At 41.3% G+C, this 20,198-nt stretch carries 21 protein-coding genes and 1 riboswitch; of the genes, 2 read left to right on the top strand and 19 right to left on the bottom strand.

Annotated features, from left to right (window positions below):
• Window positions 1–17: 17 nt before the first annotated feature.
• From YK48G_RS01195 to YK48G_RS01150, 10 genes are all read right to left on the bottom strand, one after another.
• Window positions 18–458: a GNAT family N-acetyltransferase gene (locus YK48G_RS01195; protein ID WP_203628872.1), complete on the bottom strand. Its 441-nt coding sequence runs from the start codon at window positions 456–458 to the stop codon at window positions 18–20.
• A 47-nt stretch (window positions 459–505) separates the two neighbouring features.
• Window positions 506–1,315, bottom strand: coding sequence for an N-formylglutamate amidohydrolase (locus tag YK48G_RS01190; protein WP_232365241.1), 810 nt, complete (start codon window positions 1,313–1,315; stop codon window positions 506–508).
• A 3-nt stretch (window positions 1,316–1,318) separates the two neighbouring features.
• On the bottom strand, window positions 1,319–1,849 hold the full coding sequence (locus YK48G_RS01185; protein WP_373300130.1) for an NUDIX domain-containing protein: 531 nt from the start codon (window positions 1,847–1,849) through the stop codon (window positions 1,319–1,321).
• A 34-nt stretch (window positions 1,850–1,883) separates the two neighbouring features.
• Complete coding sequence (gene folP / locus YK48G_RS01180) at window positions 1,884–2,750, bottom strand: dihydropteroate synthase (RefSeq protein ID WP_203628871.1); 867 nt, start codon at window positions 2,748–2,750, stop codon at window positions 1,884–1,886.
• Window positions 2,743–4,053: a bifunctional folylpolyglutamate synthase/dihydrofolate synthase gene (locus YK48G_RS01175; protein ID WP_203628870.1), complete on the bottom strand. Its 1,311-nt coding sequence runs from the start codon at window positions 4,051–4,053 to the stop codon at window positions 2,743–2,745. The genes folP and YK48G_RS01175 overlap by 8 nt, the downstream gene beginning before the upstream one ends.
• 7 nt (window positions 4,054–4,060) lie before the next feature.
• Window positions 4,061–5,113, bottom strand: a complete 1,053-nt coding sequence (folE, locus tag YK48G_RS01170; RefSeq protein ID WP_203628869.1) for a GTP cyclohydrolase I FolE — start codon at window positions 5,111–5,113, stop codon at window positions 4,061–4,063.
• Window positions 5,113–5,463 (bottom strand): dihydroneopterin aldolase, encoded by a 351-nt coding sequence (folB, locus tag YK48G_RS01165; protein WP_203628868.1) that lies wholly within the window; start codon window positions 5,461–5,463, stop codon window positions 5,113–5,115. Before folB ends, folE begins: the two co-directional genes overlap by 1 nt.
• A gap of 84 nt (window positions 5,464–5,547) precedes the next feature.
• A complete protein-coding gene (locus YK48G_RS01160; RefSeq protein ID WP_203628867.1) occupies window positions 5,548–6,078 on the bottom strand; it encodes a folate family ECF transporter S component in 531 nt (176 codons plus the stop codon).
• A gap of 53 nt (window positions 6,079–6,131) precedes the next feature.
• Window positions 6,132–6,246, bottom strand: a riboswitch (THF riboswitch).
• Window positions 6,247–6,353: 107 nt separating this feature from the next.
• Window positions 6,354–7,226, bottom strand: coding sequence for a DegV family protein (fakB, locus tag YK48G_RS01155; protein WP_203628866.1), 873 nt, complete (start codon window positions 7,224–7,226; stop codon window positions 6,354–6,356).
• 19 nt (window positions 7,227–7,245) lie between these two features.
• On the bottom strand, window positions 7,246–7,659 hold the full coding sequence (locus tag YK48G_RS01150) for a MarR family winged helix-turn-helix transcriptional regulator (protein ID WP_203628865.1): 414 nt from the start codon (window positions 7,657–7,659) through the stop codon (window positions 7,246–7,248).
• Between the two features lie 130 nt (window positions 7,660–7,789).
• On the opposite strand from YK48G_RS01150, the gene YK48G_RS01145 reads away from it, so the two are divergent.
• Window positions 7,790–9,499: an NFACT RNA binding domain-containing protein gene (locus YK48G_RS01145; RefSeq protein WP_203629106.1), complete on the top strand. Its 1,710-nt coding sequence runs from the start codon at window positions 7,790–7,792 to the stop codon at window positions 9,497–9,499.
• Between the two features lie 69 nt (window positions 9,500–9,568).
• On the opposite strand, the gene YK48G_RS01140 is transcribed toward YK48G_RS01145, so the two are convergent.
• From YK48G_RS01140 to YK48G_RS01110, 7 genes are all read right to left on the bottom strand, one after another.
• Window positions 9,569–12,073 (bottom strand): carbamoyl phosphate synthase preATP-grasp domain-containing protein, encoded by a 2,505-nt coding sequence (locus tag YK48G_RS01140; RefSeq protein ID WP_203628864.1) that lies wholly within the window; start codon window positions 12,071–12,073, stop codon window positions 9,569–9,571.
• Window positions 12,057–13,148 (bottom strand): carbamoyl phosphate synthase small subunit, encoded by a 1,092-nt coding sequence (locus tag YK48G_RS01135; protein ID WP_203628863.1) that lies wholly within the window; start codon window positions 13,146–13,148, stop codon window positions 12,057–12,059. Before YK48G_RS01135 ends, YK48G_RS01140 begins: the two co-directional genes overlap by 17 nt.
• Window positions 13,149–13,167: 19 nt before the next feature.
• The gene (gene pyrR / locus YK48G_RS01130; RefSeq protein WP_203629105.1) at window positions 13,168–13,701 is read right to left on the bottom strand and encodes a bifunctional pyr operon transcriptional regulator/uracil phosphoribosyltransferase PyrR; all 534 of its coding nucleotides are present in this window, start codon (window positions 13,699–13,701) and stop codon (window positions 13,168–13,170) included.
• 80 nt (window positions 13,702–13,781) lie between these two features.
• Window positions 13,782–14,696, bottom strand: a complete 915-nt coding sequence (locus YK48G_RS01125) for an RluA family pseudouridine synthase (RefSeq protein ID WP_203628862.1) — start codon at window positions 14,694–14,696, stop codon at window positions 13,782–13,784.
• Between the two features lie 10 nt (window positions 14,697–14,706).
• The gene (gene lspA / locus YK48G_RS01120) at window positions 14,707–15,147 is read right to left on the bottom strand and encodes a signal peptidase II (RefSeq protein WP_203628861.1); all 441 of its coding nucleotides are present in this window, start codon (window positions 15,145–15,147) and stop codon (window positions 14,707–14,709) included.
• A 13-nt stretch (window positions 15,148–15,160) separates the two neighbouring features.
• On the bottom strand, window positions 15,161–16,822 hold the full coding sequence (locus YK48G_RS01115; RefSeq protein ID WP_203628860.1) for a formate--tetrahydrofolate ligase: 1,662 nt from the start codon (window positions 16,820–16,822) through the stop codon (window positions 15,161–15,163).
• 61 nt (window positions 16,823–16,883) lie between these two features.
• A complete protein-coding gene (locus YK48G_RS01110) occupies window positions 16,884–17,270 on the bottom strand; it encodes an EbsA family protein (RefSeq protein ID WP_203628859.1) in 387 nt (128 codons plus the stop codon).
• A 33-nt stretch (window positions 17,271–17,303) separates the two neighbouring features.
• Here YK48G_RS01110 and YK48G_RS01105 point away from each other — a divergent pair, with 33 nt between their 5' ends.
• Entirely contained in the window at window positions 17,304–17,693 is a 390-nt protein-coding gene (locus YK48G_RS01105; RefSeq protein WP_203628858.1) for a ribonuclease HI family protein, read from the top strand.
• A 1-nt stretch (window position 17,694) separates the two neighbouring features.
• Here YK48G_RS01105 and YK48G_RS01100 read toward each other — a convergent pair whose 3' ends face one another.
• Together YK48G_RS01100 and YK48G_RS01095 are read right to left on the bottom strand one after the other, a co-directional pair.
• On the bottom strand, window positions 17,695–18,804 hold the full coding sequence (locus tag YK48G_RS01100) for an NAD(P)/FAD-dependent oxidoreductase (RefSeq protein WP_203628857.1): 1,110 nt from the start codon (window positions 18,802–18,804) through the stop codon (window positions 17,695–17,697).
• A gap of 59 nt (window positions 18,805–18,863) precedes the next feature.
• Window positions 18,864–20,018 (bottom strand): THUMP domain-containing class I SAM-dependent RNA methyltransferase, encoded by a 1,155-nt coding sequence (locus tag YK48G_RS01095; protein ID WP_203628856.1) that lies wholly within the window; start codon window positions 20,016–20,018, stop codon window positions 18,864–18,866.
• Between the last annotated feature and the right edge of the window lie 180 nt (window positions 20,019–20,198).

Here is a 20,198-nt window from a genome sequence, read left to right as displayed (position 1 = left end):
CAAGAATTTAATGCACTTTAAATAATTTTAGTGAAGGTTTCAATTTCTAAACGTTCACTAAATTTTAATTTTTGCCAGAATGCCGCGCCAGCGTGATTATGTTTCATGACTGTCGCTGATATTTTGGAAATTCCTACTTCCCGTAAACGCTCAATCACTAAGTTTACGAGCTTGGTCCCGATTCCTTGACGCTGAGCTGTTTTAGCAACTGCTAAGTGATAAATTCGACCGCGACGACCATCCGTAGCCCCTAAAATTGTGCCAATTAGTTGATGATTCTGTTCTGCAACAAAGCAAAAATCAGGATTGAACTGAATTAATCGACTAATTTCTTTGAAGCTATCATCAAACTCACGCAAGTTCATGCCAGGTGTTACTTTCCAAAGTGCATAAGCATCAGGATAGTCTGTCACTGTCATTTTGCGAATACCAACAAGTTCATTGGCCTTTTTGATCATTTAATCACCCTTCTTTAATTTTACATTCGCTAACACTAACGAAGCAATCAAGTTAACCTCAAACGTTTCGTAATGAGGTCTGCTGCTAATTTTTGAAAAATAAACTCAAGTCGTTGTTTAGCATCGTTGAAAACACTGGGTTCCCAGGAATCAATCATTTCTTCACCAAAATAGCGCTTTTGAATATATTGATTATAACGTAATTCAATTTGAAGGGCCTGAATACCGGGTTGATCGCCATAATACCGGGTGATATAGCCTCCTCGAAATGGAAAATTGTTGTCAACACGATAAGATTGACTCTGAAAAAGCGTTTGGAAATAACAAAATAGCGCTGACGAACTCGTTTGCCCCCAGTTATTTCCTAAAACAACATCCGCTGTTTTCCCAACTGACGGATGGGTATATTCAGCAAAACTGTGCAAATCAATTAATAGCACTTGATCAAAAACCGCTAATTTATCTGCTAATAATTGTTGAAGCTGTTGATGATAAGGTTGATAAAAGTGCACAATTCGATGATTGATCTCCTGGCTTGTCAATGGCGTTTGGTATAGTTGGTGGCCAAACGTATTTTGTTCATAAATCAAGTGATAATAATTGCCGCTCACTTCAGCCTTTGAATCTCGATTAGGATCAATCACATAACGACTTAAATTGTTTTCTATAACGGTCAGTCCCATTTGTGGTAAGAAATCGTATAACTCCCTTAAAAACCAATCCGTATTGGCCAAAACAGCGGTTGGCAGCAATTGATTGGTCATTGACTCGGTAACAAACGTTCCACTGTGTGGCAGGTCAATGACAATCGGAAATTGATGACTGGTCGCATTGTATACTCGGTAATTCTTCATCATTATTCACCTTAAAATTAGGTCAAAGTAGCGGGCAAATTCCTTAGGCGCTTGCGTTTTTGGTAAGCAAAATACTGGCAATTCGGGTTTGTCTTGAAGATCGTTCAACAAGTTAAAGTTAAATCTAAAATCAATATGCTGGTGCGCCCCCTCACCTTTAATTGGATTAGCCGGAATTGAGATTAAATTCAGGTCAATTAACCGACCACCGTTAGGCTGCAATTGATAACCGGTTTCTTCGTGAAATTCCCGCTGAGCACATGCTGCCGGCAATTCATTTGGTTCAACGTGACCTGCTGGTAATAAGGTCGTCTTTAAATACGGATGGCGAATAAAAAAGGCGGTTTGATGACAAAAAACTAAAGCACTTGCGGAAAGATGAAGCTGCGAACGACGGTTTCGCAATTCAGGTGCATGGACTAATAGTAGGTGTTTCAACCTGTCAATTTTATCACAAGATGCCCAAGGAAAATTTGCCTGCTCCAATTCAATGAGTTTGGTCATGATTGTATGAAGCAATACTGTCGATTCAGCCATTTTAAACCTCCTCTGGATTGGCGTGTCCTTTGAATTAGTTTACTAATTGTGTTTTTAATAAGTTAAATGTCTTAATTAGCCACTCAGTTTCCTTGACATCGTGCACTCGAATAACGCGGCCGCCCAAAACCGTCATCAGTGATTCAAAAAGTAGTGTTGGGATGAGTCGGTCATCGGCCGATTCCAAATTAAATAATTGTTTAGAAAAACTCTTCCGCGAAATTGCAATCATGATCGGTGTCTGGTAACGGGTCATCTGCTTGGTAAACTGCATTTTAATAATGTCGAGGGCTAATGTGTTGTGGTTGGAAAAGCCTACCCCCGGATCAAGAACAATGTTTGTTTTTTGAAGCCCTGATGCTGTTAGATCACTTATTGTATGGGTAAAGAAATCGGCCATTATCTGATTTAAGGTTTCCGGTTTTTCATTAAAATTTCGGCCATTGAACATGCTGACCACCGCAGGCTTGTATTTGGCAACTAATTCTAACTTAGTTTGCGAATTAAAGCCGTCAATATCGTTAATGATTTGAATGCCGGATTTTAATGCCCGTTCGATTACTTCGTTGGTATTGGAATCCAAGGCTAAAACAATATCGGGGAATCGCTTTTGAATTGCGTTTAAATAAGGGGCGATTCTTGCCCATTCGGCCTCGGCACTAATATCATCAAAATGTGGTTTGGAAGATTTCCCTCCGAGCTCAAAAACGGATGCACCGTAGCTCCTTTCCACTTCGATTCGATTGAGCACTTTATCAATACTAGAATTGACCCCGCCATCGTAAAACGAATCCGGTGTCAGATTAAGAATCGAATAAATAATTGGCGATTGGTTAAGGTCAAAATCAAAATTGGGGCCGGTAAAGTGGTTGCTTGCTTGGCTACTTGCTTGGTTATTCATGATGAGTGCCCTCCTGTTTGTTAAGATAATTTCTGATAGGATTCAGTAAATAAAAGGAGCCAACCACCAACACGAGTGCGTGTTTAGCTGATTGCAATTGGTTCATTGCGGTATTAATTGCCGTGATTGGATGATTGATGATGGTTGAATCGATCCCGGCCACTTCTTTAATTGAGCGTTGTAGTTCGCTAGCGGCCAATTTTCTGGTAGGATGTTGCGGTTCGGTCACAATAAAATTAGCGTGCGGAATGGTCGTTAATTCTCGAACGGCTCCTGAATAATTCTTATCCTTCAAGAAGCCAACGACAATCAATTTATCCTGGAGAGGAAAAATTTGATTAACCGTTTCAACAAACGCGGTTATGCCGTCGAGATTATGCGCGCCGTCAACGATAACTAGTGGATCATGGTTAACTGTTTCAAATCGGCCTGGAATGGTCAAGTTTGAGAGTGCCTGATTGAGAATGTAATCAGGTTTAATTGATAACCGCTGAGCTTTTAAGAAATGAGCCAACCATGCGATCACTGTTTGCACATTTTCAAGTTGATAACTGGCTGTCAGTCCAAATCTAAATTGGCCTTTATCTTGACCAACTTGAAAATGAATTACGGAATCACTCAGGTGAAATGGGCTGACTTGAACAGAACTCGCAACGTCAATGATCGTTGCTTTTTTGCGGTCGGCTTCATTCTCGATAATTTGGTTCACAACCTTGGTGTGTTGGCGTCCAATAATGGTCGTATTACCAGGACGAATAATTTTTGATTTGGTTGTCACAATTTCTTCGAGGGTATTGCCTAAAATTCCCACGTGATCCATACCAATCTCAGTAAAAACTGAATATGCCGTTGTGGTCACTGCATTCGTCGCATCAAGTTCACCGCCTAAGCCGCATTCTAAAACGACCCAGTCAACTTGTTGTGTCGCAAAGTAATTCATCGCTGCTAGAAATTGAGCTTCAAACTCAGATAGTTGTTGATGCGCAAATTCAGGAGTTTTCATCAGCTGTTCAAGTTGCGCTAAAGCGGCTTGTAGATCGGCTGATTTTATTGGCTGGTTATTGATTTGAATGCTATTGGTTAGATTGCCAATGAAAGGACTTGTAAATAAACCAACTCGAAAACCGAGGGTTGTTAAACAAGCATTGATCATCATGGCGGTCGATCCCTTACCATTAGTCCCACAAACGTGAATAATTAGAAATGCCCGGTCGGGATCATCTAAGTGGCGTAACAACTTCTTTAATAAAGCAATTCGATCACCTTGATCGTATAGAAAAGTTGAAAATGGTTGTGTTTTCATTGTTAAATCACCTTAATGCGCTTAAAAATTCATTCTGGTAAGCCACACTGTCACTAAATTTGCCAGAGAAGCGAACGGTTCTAGTTGTCGACCCTGTCTTTTTGACCCCCCTCATTTCAACACACATATGACGCGCATCAACCACAACCGCGACTCCTTTTGGTGTCAAAATTTTATTTAATTGGTCACTGATTTCGTCAGTTAATGCTTCTTGTAACGTTAATTTATGGGAAACAAAATCAACTAATCGCGGGATCTTGCTTAGCCCAATAATTGTTCCGTTATTGGGCAGATAGGCTACACTAACCGTTCCCCAAAAAGGCATCATATGATGTTCGCACATTGAATAAAATGGAATTTGCTTCATCATAACCATTTTTGATTGATCTAAGTCCGCTGAATGAAATAGTTTGTAATCAGTGAAATCTTCCAATCCGATTGATGAAAAAATTTCCTGATACATCCGACTGACTCGATCTGGTGTTTCGACCAGTCCGGAGCGGGTTGGATCATCACCAATCGCTGTCAATATAGTCTTAACTGATTCGGCAACTGGATCTTGATCATGCCCATCAGTCGCTGGCACCTTCTTTAGGGGCTGCTCATTGGCGTCAATTTGGTTAATTGCTGAAGCGAGTTGATGATAATATGGAAACGATTGATCGATTAATTCCATTAGTGGCACCAAGACAAATCGCCGGTTAAATGTTTCTGGATGGGGAACTTGCAGATCAGCACTTTTAATTGTCTGATCCCCATAAAAAATAATGTCAATATCTAATGTCCGTGGCCCCCAATGGATCTTGCGGGTTCGATGCAGTTGTTGTTCAATTTGATGAATTAACTTCAGTAACTTTTGTGGACTAAGGGTTGTTAAAAGACGAACGGCCGTATTCAAAAAGGCTCGTTGTGAAACGTTTCCCACTGGAGCAGTTTCGTAAAACGCGGCCACCTGCTCGATCATGATTTGTGGATCCGCTCCTAATCGTTTAATAGCAGTTTTGATATACTGCTGGCGATTGCCAATATTGCTTCCCAAACTCAAGTAAACAGTTTCCATTACGAACGCTCCATTTCTATTTCCACATTATCAATGACCCCATCGATTGGAAGGGCTAATTTCCTGATTCGAACGGTTGTCTTGCCAATCCGTGGGTCCAATGACTTAATTCGTTCCAAAATGGTTTGCGCCAAAGTTTCAAGTAAATCAACCTGCTTACTTGAAACGATTTGCGCAACTTGCTGATAAAAATCCCCATATGAAACGGTACTTTCTAACTGATCATTTTGAGGGTCCGCATTAATGACCGTAATCAGGTCAATCTGCAGTGCTTGGCCAACGACTTTTTCTGCCGGTAACACCCCAATATGGCTGTGAAATTGCATGTTGTTTAATTTAATTGTGTACATTTGGTCATCTTCCTTTGAAAAAAGTATACGACAAAAAGCGGCCCGTTTAGATATTGATCATATCCAGCGTGTCGCTTTTGTTAACTAATTTAAAAGCCGGTCCTTAATCGTTTGAAATGTTTTTGAATTCAAGACAAAATAAAGGATCGCAATTTGGATCGGCGTCATGATAATTTCCTTTAACAAACGAACCGGCAATAACCCGAAGAACGGGGTTTGATACATAACGGTTAACCAGAGCGTATTCAAAACTGTGTTTACCAAGACAGCAATGAGTAACTGAGAAAAAATAACCCGTTGCCAGCTAATCTGCTTATCATAAAAGAAAACGCCATAGATAGCTGCTCCTAAAATTGCAGAAACGGTAAACCCTGGGAAATACGGACTACCCGAAATAAGGGTTCCAATAATATCCCCTAACGCAGCCGTTGTGGCAGACCATAGCGGACCGTATAGATAACTGGTGATGGCAATCATGATAAAGCCAAAGCTTAACCTTAAAAATTGTGTGCCAACTGTTAGTCGACCTAAAATTAACGCTAACGCCATCAAAACACCTAAAACAACGACGTCAACCGTTCGTAACTTCCGAAAACCTAATGATACTGACTTCATGATCCCGACATCTCCTCTAAAGGAGCTCACCAATATTTAGAGGTTCTAAATAAAATGGCGAATGCGGAAACAATACCGCAAATGGCGAACAAGTCGAAGCTCGTCATTTTTCGTCCGAAGTTCACATTCCGTTCCTTCGACACTTAACGCATTGAATCCTACCCCATAATTTAAATGATACAACCCCTAAAGTTTACCATATTAAACAAAAAAAGCAATCGTTTTGCCGGTCTTTTTCCGAACATTAAGTGATTGCTTTTAATAATCGTTATGTTTTATAGTTTGTCCTGATCAAAGTCCCGAAGCCAGGCAAGGGCTAGAGCCTTGTCGCCCAAATGCGTTCCAATCGTTGGGCCAAAGTAACTTTGCTCAATTTTCATTTGTGGATAAAGTTCGTGTATTTTGCTTGCCCACTCGTTACCGGCCTTAGGGTCATTGCCATTAATGACCAGTGCTCTGAGGGGATAAGTTGCCTTTTGTTCAGCATTCGCAAAAAGCGTTTCGACCCGTTTTAAAGCCTTTTTTCGAGAACGAATCTTTTCAAAGGCAACAATTTCGTTACTTTGATCATCGAAAGTCAACAACGGCTTAATTTTAAGGATGCCGCCAATAAAAGCCGACGCATTAGATAATCGACCGCCCCGAACTAAATTTTGAAGGTCATCGACAACGAATAGTTCATCAATCGTTGAGCGTAAGTCGTCTAAATAGGCAATAATTTGTTCGGCTGTTCGATTCAAGCTGGCCATCTTACTAGCTTGAATAGCTAAGTATCCCATTAATTTAACCGTAATTTTGGAATCATATGGAATGACTTTGATATTTTGAATTGATGGCGCAATCTGCTCTAATGAATTATAGAAACCAGAAATTGTACTTGCCAAGTGAATGCTGATTACAGTGTCATAACCCTTGTCAGCTAGTGAATTGTATAATTCAATCATTTCACCTACTGGTGGTTGGGAAGTGCTGGGAAAAGAATTGGCCGTTTTTAATTTCTGATAAAATTCGGTTGTCGTTAAATCAATCCCCTCTTTGTATTCTTTGCCATCGATAATGACCGGGATTGGTACCACTGTAATGTGATACTTCTGTCGCTCTTCGTCAGTTAAATACGCTGTGCTATCCGTTACAATCGCAATCTTCATTAAATCCACCTGCTCGTTCTTATATTCTGCTGAGGCTTTGTTCGAGTCTGTTAATTAAAATTTTTAAGAGATTCTTTTCTTCATCAGTCCAATGGCTAAAGATTTGTTCAGTCAACTTATCAAGTCTTTCTTGAACATATGTACTCGAATCGATTCCCTTTTGAGTGACATTATAAATCAATTGACGCTTATCTTTGCCAACGGCGGTCTTTTTTAACATCTCTTTTTCAACTAATCGTTTCAATTGTCGAGACAGAGTGGAAATGTCTAATTTGGTTTTTTGTGATAAAACTTCTTGGGTCGTATTGCCCGCAATCACCTGACACAATAATTTCCACTCCGAAATGGTTAATCCATATGATTTAGTAATCGCAAATAATTGTGCTTTATGATTTTTAGCAGCAGAATTAAGTGCTGGCAGAATATCCTTCATTCTGAAAAGACCTCCGAAAAAATAGTATACGCTAAATGATAATGACATACAAATGAACAACAGGCTTCGCATCAGCAGCTGAAGTGCGCTATACTAGTAGATGCGATTTTAGATGAAAGTGAGTGATAAGATGTCATTCGATGGTTCTTTTACCCATTCCATGAGAAATGAATTAGCTTCAACTTTAAAAACTGGGCGAGTAAGCAAGATCAATCAACCCTATCCTAATGAGTTAATCGTAACCATTCGCGCCCAAAGTAAAAATCAACAATTACTTCTGTCAGCGAACCCCACTTACGCCCGGGTTCAATTAACAAAGATCCCCTATGTTAACCCAAGCGTCCCTAGCAACTTTACCATGATTATGCGAAAACATCTAAGCGGTGCAATTTTAGTTGACGTACAACAACTAGATAATGACCGGGTACTGAATTTCTTGTTCACTTCTCGAAATGAACTGGGCGATCAAACAGCGTTATGCCTAAGCATTGAAATGATGGCTCGACACAGTAATATTATTTTGATTGACCAAAAGAACGGTAAGATTATTGATGCAATCAAACATGTTGGGGCAGATGTTAACCGGTACCGCCTTTTGCTTCCAGGGGCAACTTACATCGAGCCACCCAAGCAAGATGTGCAAGACCCGTTCAAGAAAACGACCTTTGAAGATATTACCAACTTGATGACCGAATTTCCAAACGTTGACGTTCTTGCCACTAACCTTCGAAAAGGGCTCCAAGGATTGGGCAAAGATACATCTTTGGCACTAGCAAGTTATTTACATCAAAGTGGCAAGCCAGCAGCCAATTTTAAACGATTCTTTGATCAATTTAATACACCAAAGCCAACGTTAAGCAATCTTGCTAATAACAAGATTAATTTTACCGCATTTCCTTATCCAGGTGCAATTAAAAATCAACTTTATCCAACCTTGAGTGAACTTCTGGACCATTATTATGCAAAACGGGCCCAGCATGACCGGGTTCGTGAACAAGGAGCCGTTTTAATTCAAGTCGTTAAAAAACAGCTAAAGAAAAACCGCACAAAACTAAAGCGACTGAAACGAGATATGGCAGAAACGGAGAATGCCGATGAGTATCGAATTAAGGGTGAAATCTTGACAACCTATCTCAACCAGCTTCAACGGGGAATGGCCACAATCGAATTGCCAAACTACTATGCAAATAATACCCCACTTAAGATTAAACTTTCAACTCAATTATCTCCCTCAGAAAATGCGCAGCGTTATTTTAAACGATATCAAAAGCTCAAAAACGCGGTTAAATATCTTAATGAACAGATTCAACTAACGGAACAAGAAATTGATTATTTCGAAAATATTCAATCCCAAATTGAAATTGCCCAACCAGAAGATTTAATTGATATCCGCTTTGAATTAGAACAAGGTCACTATCTCAAGGATCATGAACAGGGACGTAAAAAGAAAAAAGCCAAGCGGCAAAAAATTAACAAACCCGAAACGTTTATTTCTTCGGATGGGACAGAAATTTTAGTTGGTAAGAATAACTTACAAAATGAACGGCTCACCATGCATACAGCCGATAAACGCGAAATTTGGCTTCATACAAAAAATATTCCTGGATCTCACGTTATCATTAGAAGTTTTGATCCATCAGACAATACCCTAACCGAAGCAGCTAATTTAGCAGCCTATTTTTCAAAGGCACGGGAATCTTCTAAAGTGCCAGTTGATTATACGAGAGTCAGACATATCCGCAAGCCTAACGGAACCAAGCCTGGTTTTGTCATTTATGACCACCAGCAAACGTTATTGGTCGACCCATCCGAATCACTCGTTAATCAGTTAAGAAAGTAACCGCCAAAAACAAAGCAATGACAGCAAATCCTTGACCCAAAGTCGATTTGTCGCCATTGCTTTTTTGCGTTAATTTATAAAATTTTCGAATGATAATGCGGCACCGACTTCTTGTCTTGTCGTGCCCTCTTTCCGGTTTGATTGGAGCTGTTTAAAAGGAAAATGGGCGGTCATAATCGAATAGCGCTTGTGGGCAATCGGTTTAAGTTGTTCTCGCAGTGAAGCCATATCTAAAATTCCTAAATATTTTTTAACTAGGACGTTAATCCAATTAATACCAGTCGTTTTAGTTAAAAATGCGGTTTCAGTGATTCTAACTGGTCGAATTCCCGTACAAATATAGTCGCCAGAGTTGGTTTTGTTAAACAAAACTTGGACTAAGCCTTGCCATTCGCTCGGATTGGTCGTCTTAATTGCTTGCTGCATGATCAGCGATTCATCTTTTTGCCAGTCAATCATCGGTTCTTGATAATCGTTTAGGTGATGTAAATCATTTCGATTATGATGATTAAAAAACGACAATGATGTGACAGGAATAATTTCTTTTCCTTGGATAAACAAGTCAACAGCTGTGGTTGCAGAATGACGCTTGTAATGAGCAACTTTTTGGTCTGGCGGCAACACAATGATATTCAGGTCAGCAAATTGCTTTAACTGCTTGGACAGATAGTGCCGGTTCCCAGGTAAAAAAATAACGTCTGGACGATCCAAATTAATGATGTTCAAAATATTACCAAGTTGAATTGGCTCGATATACTGCTTATCGCTTAACTGCGGCGTGAGCGAGACGACATTGGGATTGGTGTTCATAATCAGTGTTTTATAACCAACTTTTTTAAGTGAAATTAAAATTTGAGCTGTATAGTAATCAGCTGCTGAATTAGGGCCTAATTGGTTGCCACCACGGCCAATAACCAACGCTGTTTTTTCCGCAAACGGTTTGCTTTCGTTTTCAAGCTCATAACTGCTATAAAAAATGTTAGTGGCTTCCAAGAATTCCCCGGCACTCGGCTCAATTTCTTTGTAAGTCACTTGATGGTTGACGTTTTGATTCATTCTTGTAATTTGGGCAATGTTAACGTTCCATAATTCTGCCAACATGCCGTCGCCGAAACCGTACTTATGACCGACCTGAACTGATTGTGGCGAAAGCGGATGGTTAATAACAAAGTCTTGAGCTCGCAGCAGCTGATTTAATTTGTAAAAATAAAAGCGATCAATCCTTGTCAACTCAGAAAGTTCATCAATCGAAAAGCCGCGCCGCAAAGCTTCCATCAAAATTAAAATTCGGCTTGCCAATGGATGAATCAGTTGGTTAATCACGTCATCGTCATCCACTTTTGAAACGCTTGGTAAAATGTCTCGAGGAGAAAATTGCGAGCTATGCATCGACTTAATAATGGCTTCCTCAACAGTCCGCCCCACCCCGATGGTTGATCCGACTGACTTCATTAGGGTGTTTAGATGTTGGTCCACGTCATTGATATCTCTAAACGGCCAGAGTGGAATTCGTACTAGAACGTGATCCATTGTCGGCTCCATGAAGGGCGTGTATTTACTATATTTAGCGGGTAATTTAATTTCGGTAAAGCCGTATCCTAGTTCTAAAAAACTCGCCACATACGTTAACGGATAACCAGTTGCTTTAGCGGCCAATAAGGTGTTTCGCGTAAAAAATGGGCTAACCTTGGTTACAAAATAATTAGAATCGGTTCTGCTTTGAGCAAATTGTACATGACAAGTTCCCGTCACGTTAAGAGAATCCATAATTCTAAATGTCGCGGTCCGCAACGCTTGATATTCTTCATTAATCAATGTCTGGGTCGGCGCAAAGATAATTGAATCACCCGAGTGAATACCAATGGGATCCATATCTTCCAAGCCGGAGATTAAAAGTTTATTGCCATTTGCATCACGAATACCAACCATTTCAATCTCTTTGTAACCAACGATACTTTGCTCAATGGAGCAGCGCTTAATATACGCACGCTTAAAACTCACATCTAAAGCATCTTCAAGTTCATCCGTATTGTTACAGATAAACCGGCTGGTATCATGACTAGCCGAGATTGGTTTAACGATCACAGGGAAACCAACTTCTCGGACAAAATCCATTGCCTCAGTGTCGTCGGCAACAATTCGAGAAGCAATTACCCGTTCATTAATTTCGGTTAATAAGTCCCGTAGCTTTTCATTGTCAATCACTTTGCGAAGATCGGCTGGCTTAATCCCTAACAAATTGATGTTGTTAGATGTTAGAACACCGCTCTCGGAAAGCTGCCAGGCAATTTGCATGGCGTTTAAACCACCAGTCGTTGCCATAATGGCGTCGGGATGTTCTTTTTCAATAATGTTAACCACATTTTTAAAATTCACTTGTTGGACATAGACATTGGCTGGTTGTACCTCTTCGCTGGTAACTGAGAAAGGATTGTCATCTACGTAGATGATTTGAGCACCGGTCTTTTTTAAAGCGATTAGCCGTTCATAAGCTGCTGCATCAAGTTCATTTTCATGACCGATGCTGGTAGGGCCGCCGCCTAAGAGGAGGACTTTATTAATATCGACTGCCATTTTCGTCCCTTCTCCTTTCCATTATTTCCATGAAATCATCAAATAAGTCGACGCTATCCTTTGGCCCAGGGGCACCATCAGGAGAGAACTGAACTGAAAAGGCTGGAAAATCTCTGTGACGTAAACCTTGAACCGTTCCATTGACTAAATCGACATGAGTAATGAATAACTTTGCGTGATCAATTGACTTAGGATCAACCGCGTATCCCTGTTCTTGACCTGAAAAGAAAATTTCGTTGGTAATAATTTCTCTGATTGGATGATTAGCCCCATGGTGTTCAACTCGCAGCTTGGACACTTTTGCTTGATTCGCCAACGCAAATAATTCATGGCCTAACCCAATTGCAAATAACGGCGCTTGACTTTGGATTTCTGTAATCATTTTTAACACCGATTCAGGTAAATTAGACGGTGCCCCAGGACCAGTTGATAATACAATACCATCTGGATCAAGGTCTAAGATCATCTCACTGGTTGAATTCCAAGGAACCACGGTTACATTGCAATTTCTCCTTGAAAGCTCCCGTAAAATACCACTTTTTAATCCGAAGTCGACGACAACCACGTTATCGCCCTCATCAGGGTTCGGATACGGTTTGGGGGTTGCAACCTGGGCAACTTGTTGATTTGTCAAAACTGTAGCGTGTAATTGATCAAAAGCATGATCGTCAGCAACATCGACAATGCTGGCCATCATATTGCCATATTTTTGCAGGCGGTGCCGAATTTCCCGGGTGTCGACATCATAAATGCCAGGAATTCGGTGTTGCTTTAAGTATCGATCCAATGAAATTCGCTTAAAGTGATCCGTTGCTAAGTTTTCATATTCGCGAACAATTACGCCCTTTGCGGACGGCAAAACGGACTCGTACGCATTTTGGTCGAGTCCTGTATTACCGATTGATGATTGGGTAAAAACAATAATTTGATTATGATAAATTTGGTTAGAGATGATTTCTTGATAGCCGTTCATCGTTGAATTGGCGACCAATTCACCGGTCGTTGTCGCTAGTGAACCAAACGCTTTTCCAGGGTATGCCGAGCCATCTGCTAATATCAAGTATCTTTGCGTCATGTTGACTCCTCGTTAGGTATCATTTGATGAGCTCAACGGCATCCTTATCATCAATTTCTGATACGTAAACTTTGATTTTTTCTTTTTGAGAACTCGGAATGTTCTTACCAACAAAGTCAGCGCGAATTGGTAATTCACGGTGGCCACGATCGACGAGAACTGCCAAATTGATGGATTTTGGCCGTCCTAAGTCCATGACAGCAGATAAAGCGGCTCGCACCGTTCGCCCAGTATATAGCACATCGTCGACTAGAATCACGCGCTTGCCTTCAATTGAAAAGTCGATTTTATTATTGGACATTTTAACATCAATACTCATTGAATCATGCTCAATATCATCTCGATAATTAGTAATATCCAACTCGCCAACCGGAATCGTAACGTTCTCCAACTGTTGCAATCGATCAGCAATTCGATTAGCAAGAAAAATGCCACGCGTTTTAATGCCAATTAAGACGAGGTCTTCTACCCCTTTATTTTTTTCTACAATTTCATAGGTAATTCGTGTTAAGGCGCGTTGCATTGCCATTTTGTCTAAAATTATCTTTCCCATCATCAAGTACTCCTTAGATTAGTATCGGATTGAGAAATCAAAAACAGTTAACTTCAGAATATGTGCGTGAAGCCAACTTGTCAAGATTTCAATGTGGCAGCCCTTCGCAAACGGTTCACTGTTTTTTCGAAAATCGGTGGAACCGGTGCTGAAAAAATCATCAATTTGTGGCTAACTGGATGCTCAAAGCCCAAAGTCTGTGCGTGCAAGAATTGACCATGACCTTTAATTGTTTTACGGGGGCCATATAACGGATCACCAACGATTGGATGACCAACATATTTCATGTGAACCCGAATTTGGTGAGTCCGCCCCGTTTCTAGCCGACAGGTAATCAACGTGTAATCCTCAAATCGTTCCAACACATTGAAATGGGTCACTGCAGCTCGGCCGTCGGCGACAACTGCTTGTTTTTTTCGATCCTTCAGTGAGCGGCCGATTGGTGCGTTCACCACCCCAGCATCTTCATTAATTCGCCCATGAACTAACGCAACGTAGCTTCTTAAGTTCTTTTGTTTTTTAAGTTGATCTGATAACGCTTGGTGGGCAGCGTCGTTTTTGGCGACCATGAGTACGCCTGAGGTATCCTTATCAATTCGGTGAACAATTCCCGGCCGAAATTCACCGTTAATCGTTGAAAGCGGACTATGATGCAACAATCCATTTACCAAGGTATGATTGGGATGACCAGCAGATGGGTGAACGACCATTCCTTGGGGTTTGTTGACGACAATGACATCATTATCCTCATAAACAATATCTAGCGGAATTGCTTCTGGCGCCAAATCGATTGACTGAGGGATAACATCTTTGATAACGACTTGATCGCCAACTACTGTTTGATATTTTGGCTTTTTGACGTCACCATTAACGGTGATCTGGCCGTCTTCAATTAATTTTTTAGCGTGCGAGCGGCTAATTGTCGAATCAATTTCTGAAATGACTTTATCCAGTCTGCCTGTATGTTCATTTAAAATAATTGTTTTCACTATCATTAATCCCCAACTATCGTTCGCGTAGAATTGCCAAGCCCAACACAATAATGCCCACCGTTAAAAACAGATCAGCACAATTAAAAATTGGAAAATTGATGAAATCTAATTGAAACATGTCGACAACATGCCCATAAAAGATCCGGTCAATGACGTTGCCAATCGTTCCGGCCAGCAATAAGCTTAAGCCAATCCGATAAGTAACATTTTCCCAGTAATGGACCAAAAAATAAGCAATTAACCCACTGGCTGCTAAAGCAATCACGACAAAAATCATCTGATGGCCGGATAAAATGCTCCATGCTGCACCAGTGTTATTAATTCGCGTCAATGATAACAAACCGGGAATTACTTGAACCGATTGGCCCATTCCCAAACTGATTACAATCCAATGTTTGACAAGCTGATCGAGGCCGACCAATAAGCCAATAATAATCACGTAAATGACAGGCAACTTAAAAACTCCTTTAGAACAGCCCAGTAATTCGGCCGTTTTCATCGATATCCATGTCAAGGGCAGCTGGATGGCTGGGTAACCCGGGCATTGTTAATATTTTACCAGTAAGCGCGACAATAAAGCCAGCCCCAAGTTTTAATTGCAGATCCGAAACATGGATGATAAAGTTCGTTGGTGCGCCCAATTGCTTGGCGTTATCAGTCAAGGAATACTGCGTTTTAGCCATGCAGACAGGTAATTGACTATATCCCATTTTTTCAATCTGTTTAAGCGCGGTTTGCGCCTTGGTCGATAATACCACGTCACTGCCGCCATAGGTTTTAGTGACAATGGCTTTAATTTTATCCAGTAAAGGCGTACCAGCGGCGTATAAAGGTTTGAAATCAGCCGGTTGCTCGCAAGCAGCTACCACTTCTTTGGCAAGCTCAATGGCGCCCTTACCACCTTGAGCCCAACTATTAATCACAGCACTCTTAACTTGTAGTTCATTGGTAACATACTGAGTTAAAAAGTTAATTTCAGCCTCGCTGTCGCTTGAGAAACGATTGATGGCAACCACTACCGGCTTGCCGTACTGCCGCATATTAGCAACGTGGCGTTTCAAGTTGGCAACCCCATCAGCTAACGCGGCCAAATTTTCTTGATTCAATTCATTTTTATTGACACCGCCGTTAAGCTTGAGGGCGCGAGCGGTTGCGACAACAACCACACAGTCTGGTGTTTTGTTGAGTTTGGGTGAAACAATATCCATAAATTTCTCGCCACCCAGATCAGAACCAAAACCAGCTTCAGTAATTGCGTAATCAGCAAAATGCAGGGCCGCTTGCGTTGCTAAAATGCTGTTGCACCCATGCGCAATGTTGGCAAAAGGACCACCATGAATAAACGCCGGGGTGTGCTCAATTGTTTGAACCAGATTGGGTTTAATCGCATCTTTCAATAAGAGTGTCAAAGCGCCTTGCACATGTAGGTCGGAAACTAAAATTGGCTTACGATCGTATGTATAGCCAATCAACATTTGACCAATTCGTTTCTTTAAATCGACCAAATCAGTGGCCAGGCATAAGATCGCCATTAATTCACTGGCAACGGTAATATCAAAACCATCTTGCCTTGGAACACCAGAGGTTCTGCCACCCAGGCCAACAACTACTTGTCTTAACTCACGGTCATTAACGTCAAGGACGCGTTTCCAAGTAATTTGGCGAGGATCAATGTTTAATTGATTGCCGTGTTGAATATGATTATCAATTAACGCGGCTAATGTATTGTGAGCTTCTGTCAGGGCGTCAAAATCGCCTGTAAAGTGTAAATTAATATCATCCATTGGCACCACTTGTGCGTAACCACCGCCAGTTGCGCCACCTTTCATGCCCATCACTGGGCCAAGGGACGGTTCACGCAGCGCCAAGGCAACCTTTTTATGTAGTTCACTTAATCCATCACCTAACCCGATTGTGACGGTTGTCTTACCTTCACCTGCAGCCGTTGGGTTAATAGAAGTTACTAAGATCAGCTTACCAGCGGGCTTTTCAACTTTAGGATCAAATTGAACCTTGGCTTTATAATGACCATACTGTTCAAGCTGATCTTCTTTGATACCAAGCTTTGCGGCAATTTTAACAATGGGATCCATCCTTGATTCTTGAGAAATTTCAACATCGCTTTTCATCGTGCAAACAACCTCCTATGAATTAACGTTACAACGGTACAGGAGCCATTATTAAAGCCAGCTAATGAGTCGTAATTAATTCTTTAATCTCAATCACTGAATTTGCGGGTAGAATAAAACTATAGATCTTTGTGTTGGCAACAAAACCAAGTTGATACTTAGATGTTTGCACGTGAGAAATTTTATCTAAATCGATCATGAGCCAGTGGGGATTTGTAATCCGGCTGACCACTAAATGATTTTCAAAAATTTTAATACTGCGGAAATGAATCTCCGCCCACGCGATAAAAGCAAACAACACGAAGAAAAATAGGGTGATCCACTGGAAATGAGTGATCTCTAACCAGATAATGACACCAATAAAGAAAATGACGAATGTCCAGCTCCAACAAATAATGCTCCCTAATGGACTTGGTTGGTAAAAAAAATGACGTTTTTGCGTTATCATTAACAAAACTCCTTAGAAAGTGACAATCATTCAATGTTTAAAGTTTATAGTGATGCAGCCGTTAATCAAAAGAGCCAAAAAGCGGCAATTGGTATTTTAATTATCCACAATGGCCAGCAACTGCAAGTTAAATCTCCCATTAAGGCAGTCGATAATCATGAAGCCGAATTTATTGCCGCGATTAACGCCTTTAAAAAATTAATTGCCGTGGCAGACGATCCTGATGAATTTGTCTTTTACTATACCGACAGTAAAATCGTAATTGACAGTCTTAATAAAGGCTATGCCAAACATTTCCAACCAGAAGTTAATCAGCTCTTAGCTTTACAAGATCAATTTTCAACCGTCATCAATACCTGGATTCCAGACAGCCAAAATCACGGGGCCCATTACTTGGCTAGCCAAGCACTTCATACGATGTGAACTAGTGAATATAGTAGCCAACCGGCTTGGTGTAACGATTTAGTGGTTCAGCCAAGCTGCCGAGAACTTGATTGGCTAAGAAATAGCCAATCATCGGTCCCGTGGTTAACCCCGATGAACCGAGGCCGCCGCCGACTAAAATATGCGGGTTGGTAGGCAATCCTCCAAAAAACGGACCATAATCAGACGTATACGCCCGGGTGCCCACTCGTGAATCCAGCACGGCCAATTCATTTAAGTTGCTCATAAATTGACTGGCATTGTGTAATAAAGCTTTACGAGCACCAGCAGTCGGTTTTAAATCAAAGCCGCCATCATCCTCATGGGTTGCGCCGATAACCAGGCGGCCATCTGCAAATGGAATTATATCGCTACTTGCATCAGGCATCATGACTGGCAGGTCAGTTGTTGTTTGCCAATTTTTAAGGGACAAATCGATTAATTGTCCCTTTTGTGGCCGAATATCAACTGACAAGTGCAATGGCGCCAAAGTTTCTTTCATCCACGCGCCGCTTGCAATGATGATATCATCGAATGAACGGCTCGTCGAGTGGTCATCCACACGATTGTTATCCCGCAGCACACCTCGGTGATGGATAATGGTTAGATTTTGTCGCTGGGCGGCTGCTAAAAGCCGATTAACCAACTGAGCCCCTTCAACTTTGGCCCCACCACTCACAAATACCCCTGCTGGCGGATGAGTCAAAAATGGCAATTTTTCGCCAACTTGACTAGACGAAAGCAAGGCTACTTTTCCCATTGCCGGCGTCGTTTGCCGTTTGATTTCAGCGCGATGAAAGAGGGCTATTAAATCCGAATGATTTTTTCGAGTTACGATGGTCCCCGTCTGCTGATAAACGTCAGGCCCCAAATGAGCGGCCTCAGCTAATTGAGGCATCAATTCGGCGCCTCGCTTGGCTAGCTCATACCAGCGCCGATTCCGTCGCTTGGATAGCCATGGTGAAATAATACCAGCGGCTGCTTTGGTTGCCTGGCCGTTTTCGTCGTCAAATAAAGTTGTTGCGATTGAACTGCTGCCGGGTAGATGGCTTAAATAAAAAGCAGCGGTGGCCCCGATAATCCCACCGCCAATAATTGCCACATGTTTCAAATGATAACCGCCTCTTTTAACCAAGTTGTTCTTATTTTACCATATATTTTGAAGAAATTTTATTTTACTTCGTTCAAAACCCTCAAATCACGAACTTTTTTACCCCAAAACTGGAAATAGTCCGTTCTTAGTGAACCGTTATAAAGCTTTCGGCGCTTCGTTGCTGGTTGGCCATAATATTTTTCGAAGTCTAAATCAGAGGTTAAAAAGTATTTCGACCAACTTGTCAATGGATTAAATACCCTTCCCATTTGTCGATAAAGGTCATGGGCACGCGCTGCATCACTCATTCGTTGCCCGTATGGTGGATTACCAACAATGACGCCGTTAACTTTATTTGTTTTAAAATCGGCAACTGCTAATTGTTTGAACTGAATATCAGCTAACAGCCCCACTTCTTCGGCATTGCGCTTAGCAATTTCGATCATATTACCGTCAACGTCACTAGCGGTAATGTCTAATTCCGTATCATAGTCAGCTTGCGCATCGGCTTCGTCTCGAACTTGTTGAACCATCTCATCATCAACCATCGGCCACTGTTCACAAATAAAGTCCCGATTAAAGCCGGGAGCGATATTTCGACCAATCATCGCTGCTTCGATGGGAATGGTCCCAGAACCGCAAAATGGGTCCAAAAACGGCATATCTGGATACCAGTTTGTCAGCATCACTAAAGCCGCCGCCATATTTTCTTTTAACGGCGCTTCGCCCTTTTCAACCCGATAACCACGTTTGAATAGACTTGCCCCGGTTGTATTTAGTAACAGCATGACGTGATCCTTGTTGATGGTGACTTCTAGTGGAAAGGAAGCGCCGGTTTCTGGTAACCTGGTGTGGCGATGATAAGCATTACTTAGCTCATTCACAATTGCCTTTTTAACAATGGCTTGAGAATCCGGCACACTGTGGAGCTTTGAGTTTTTCGACCGGCCTTCAACCGGAAAAGCGGCATCCATGGGTAGAAATTTATCCCACGCAATCGCCGTCGTTTGTTCAAACAAATCATCAAAAGTTGTTGCGTCAAATTCGTCGATGACAATTTTAATTTTATCAGCCGTTCTTAACCACAAATTGGTTTTAATAATATCTACGGGTGTTCCCTGAAATCTTGCCCGACCGTTTTCAACTTGAACATCGTAGCCAAGATCTCTTAATTCTTTGCCAACCAAGGCTTCAATCCCAGCCGCACAGGTAGCCATTAAATTGAATTTCATTTTTTTCATCTCATTTCTTGGATTTATGTTGCAATTAATAGTCCTAGCCATCCTCTTAATAAGGAATGGTTCTCCAAAGCTTAAAGTAACGACTGCTTATCTGCTCGCTCGACAACAGTCAAGGTAACGGTTAATAAAAAAGGAGGATGGAACAAAATTACTTTTGTCCATCCTCCCAAC

Origin of the sequence: Lentilactobacillus fungorum (genome assembly GCF_016860605.1) — a bacterium.
Classification (GTDB): Bacteria; Bacillota; Bacilli; order Lactobacillales; family Lactobacillaceae; genus Lentilactobacillus; species Lentilactobacillus fungorum.
This window is presented reverse-complemented; position numbering and strand designations above follow the sequence as displayed.

What these genes read in the sequence shown, in the direction of transcription:
- folB (WP_203628868.1), bottom strand. Translation starts at nt 5,463, where the DNA reads ATGTACACAATTAAATTAAACAACATGCAATTTCACAGCCATATTGGG.
- YK48G_RS01160 (WP_203628867.1), bottom strand. Translation starts at nt 6,078, where the DNA reads ATGAAGTCAGTATCATTAGGTTTTCGGAAGTTACGAACGGTTGACGTC.
- YK48G_RS01110 (WP_203628859.1), bottom strand. Translation starts at nt 17,270, where the DNA reads ATGATAACGCAAAAACGTCATTTTTTTTACCAACCAAGTCCATTAGGG.
- YK48G_RS01105 (WP_203628858.1), top strand. Translation starts at nt 17,304, where the DNA reads ATGTTTAAAGTTTATAGTGATGCAGCCGTTAATCAAAAGAGCCAAAAA.
- YK48G_RS01175 (WP_203628870.1), bottom strand. Translation starts at nt 4,053, where the DNA reads ATGAAAACACAACCATTTTCAACTTTTCTATACGATCAAGGTGATCGA.
- fakB (WP_203628866.1), bottom strand. Translation starts at nt 7,226, where the DNA reads ATGAAGATTGCGATTGTAACGGATAGCACAGCGTATTTAACTGACGAA.
- folE (WP_203628869.1), bottom strand. Translation starts at nt 5,113, where the DNA reads ATGGAAACTGTTTACTTGAGTTTGGGAAGCAATATTGGCAATCGCCAG.
- folP (WP_203628871.1), bottom strand. Translation starts at nt 2,750, where the DNA reads ATGAATAACCAAGCAAGTAGCCAAGCAAGCAACCACTTTACCGGCCCC.
- YK48G_RS01140 (WP_203628864.1), bottom strand. Translation starts at nt 12,073, where the DNA reads ATGGCAGTCGATATTAATAAAGTCCTCCTCTTAGGCGGCGGCCCTACC.
- YK48G_RS01185 (WP_373300130.1), bottom strand. Translation starts at nt 1,849, where the DNA reads ATGGCTGAATCGACAGTATTGCTTCATACAATCATGACCAAACTCATT.
- YK48G_RS01135 (WP_203628863.1), bottom strand. Translation starts at nt 13,148, where the DNA reads ATGACGCAAAGATACTTGATATTAGCAGATGGCTCGGCATACCCTGGA.
- YK48G_RS01125 (WP_203628862.1), bottom strand. Translation starts at nt 14,696, where the DNA reads ATGATAGTGAAAACAATTATTTTAAATGAACATACAGGCAGACTGGAT.
- YK48G_RS01190 (WP_232365241.1), bottom strand. Translation starts at nt 1,315, where the DNA reads ATGATGAAGAATTACCGAGTATACAATGCGACCAGTCATCAATTTCCG.
- YK48G_RS01095 (WP_203628856.1), bottom strand. Translation starts at nt 20,018, where the DNA reads ATGAAATTCAATTTAATGGCTACCTGTGCGGCTGGGATTGAAGCCTTG.
- YK48G_RS01195 (WP_203628872.1), bottom strand. Translation starts at nt 458, where the DNA reads ATGATCAAAAAGGCCAATGAACTTGTTGGTATTCGCAAAATGACAGTG.
- pyrR (WP_203629105.1), bottom strand. Translation starts at nt 13,701, where the DNA reads ATGGGAAAGATAATTTTAGACAAAATGGCAATGCAACGCGCCTTAACA.
- YK48G_RS01145 (WP_203629106.1), top strand. Translation starts at nt 7,790, where the DNA reads ATGTCATTCGATGGTTCTTTTACCCATTCCATGAGAAATGAATTAGCT.
- YK48G_RS01115 (WP_203628860.1), bottom strand. Translation starts at nt 16,822, where the DNA reads ATGAAAAGCGATGTTGAAATTTCTCAAGAATCAAGGATGGATCCCATT.
- YK48G_RS01150 (WP_203628865.1), bottom strand. Translation starts at nt 7,659, where the DNA reads ATGAAGGATATTCTGCCAGCACTTAATTCTGCTGCTAAAAATCATAAA.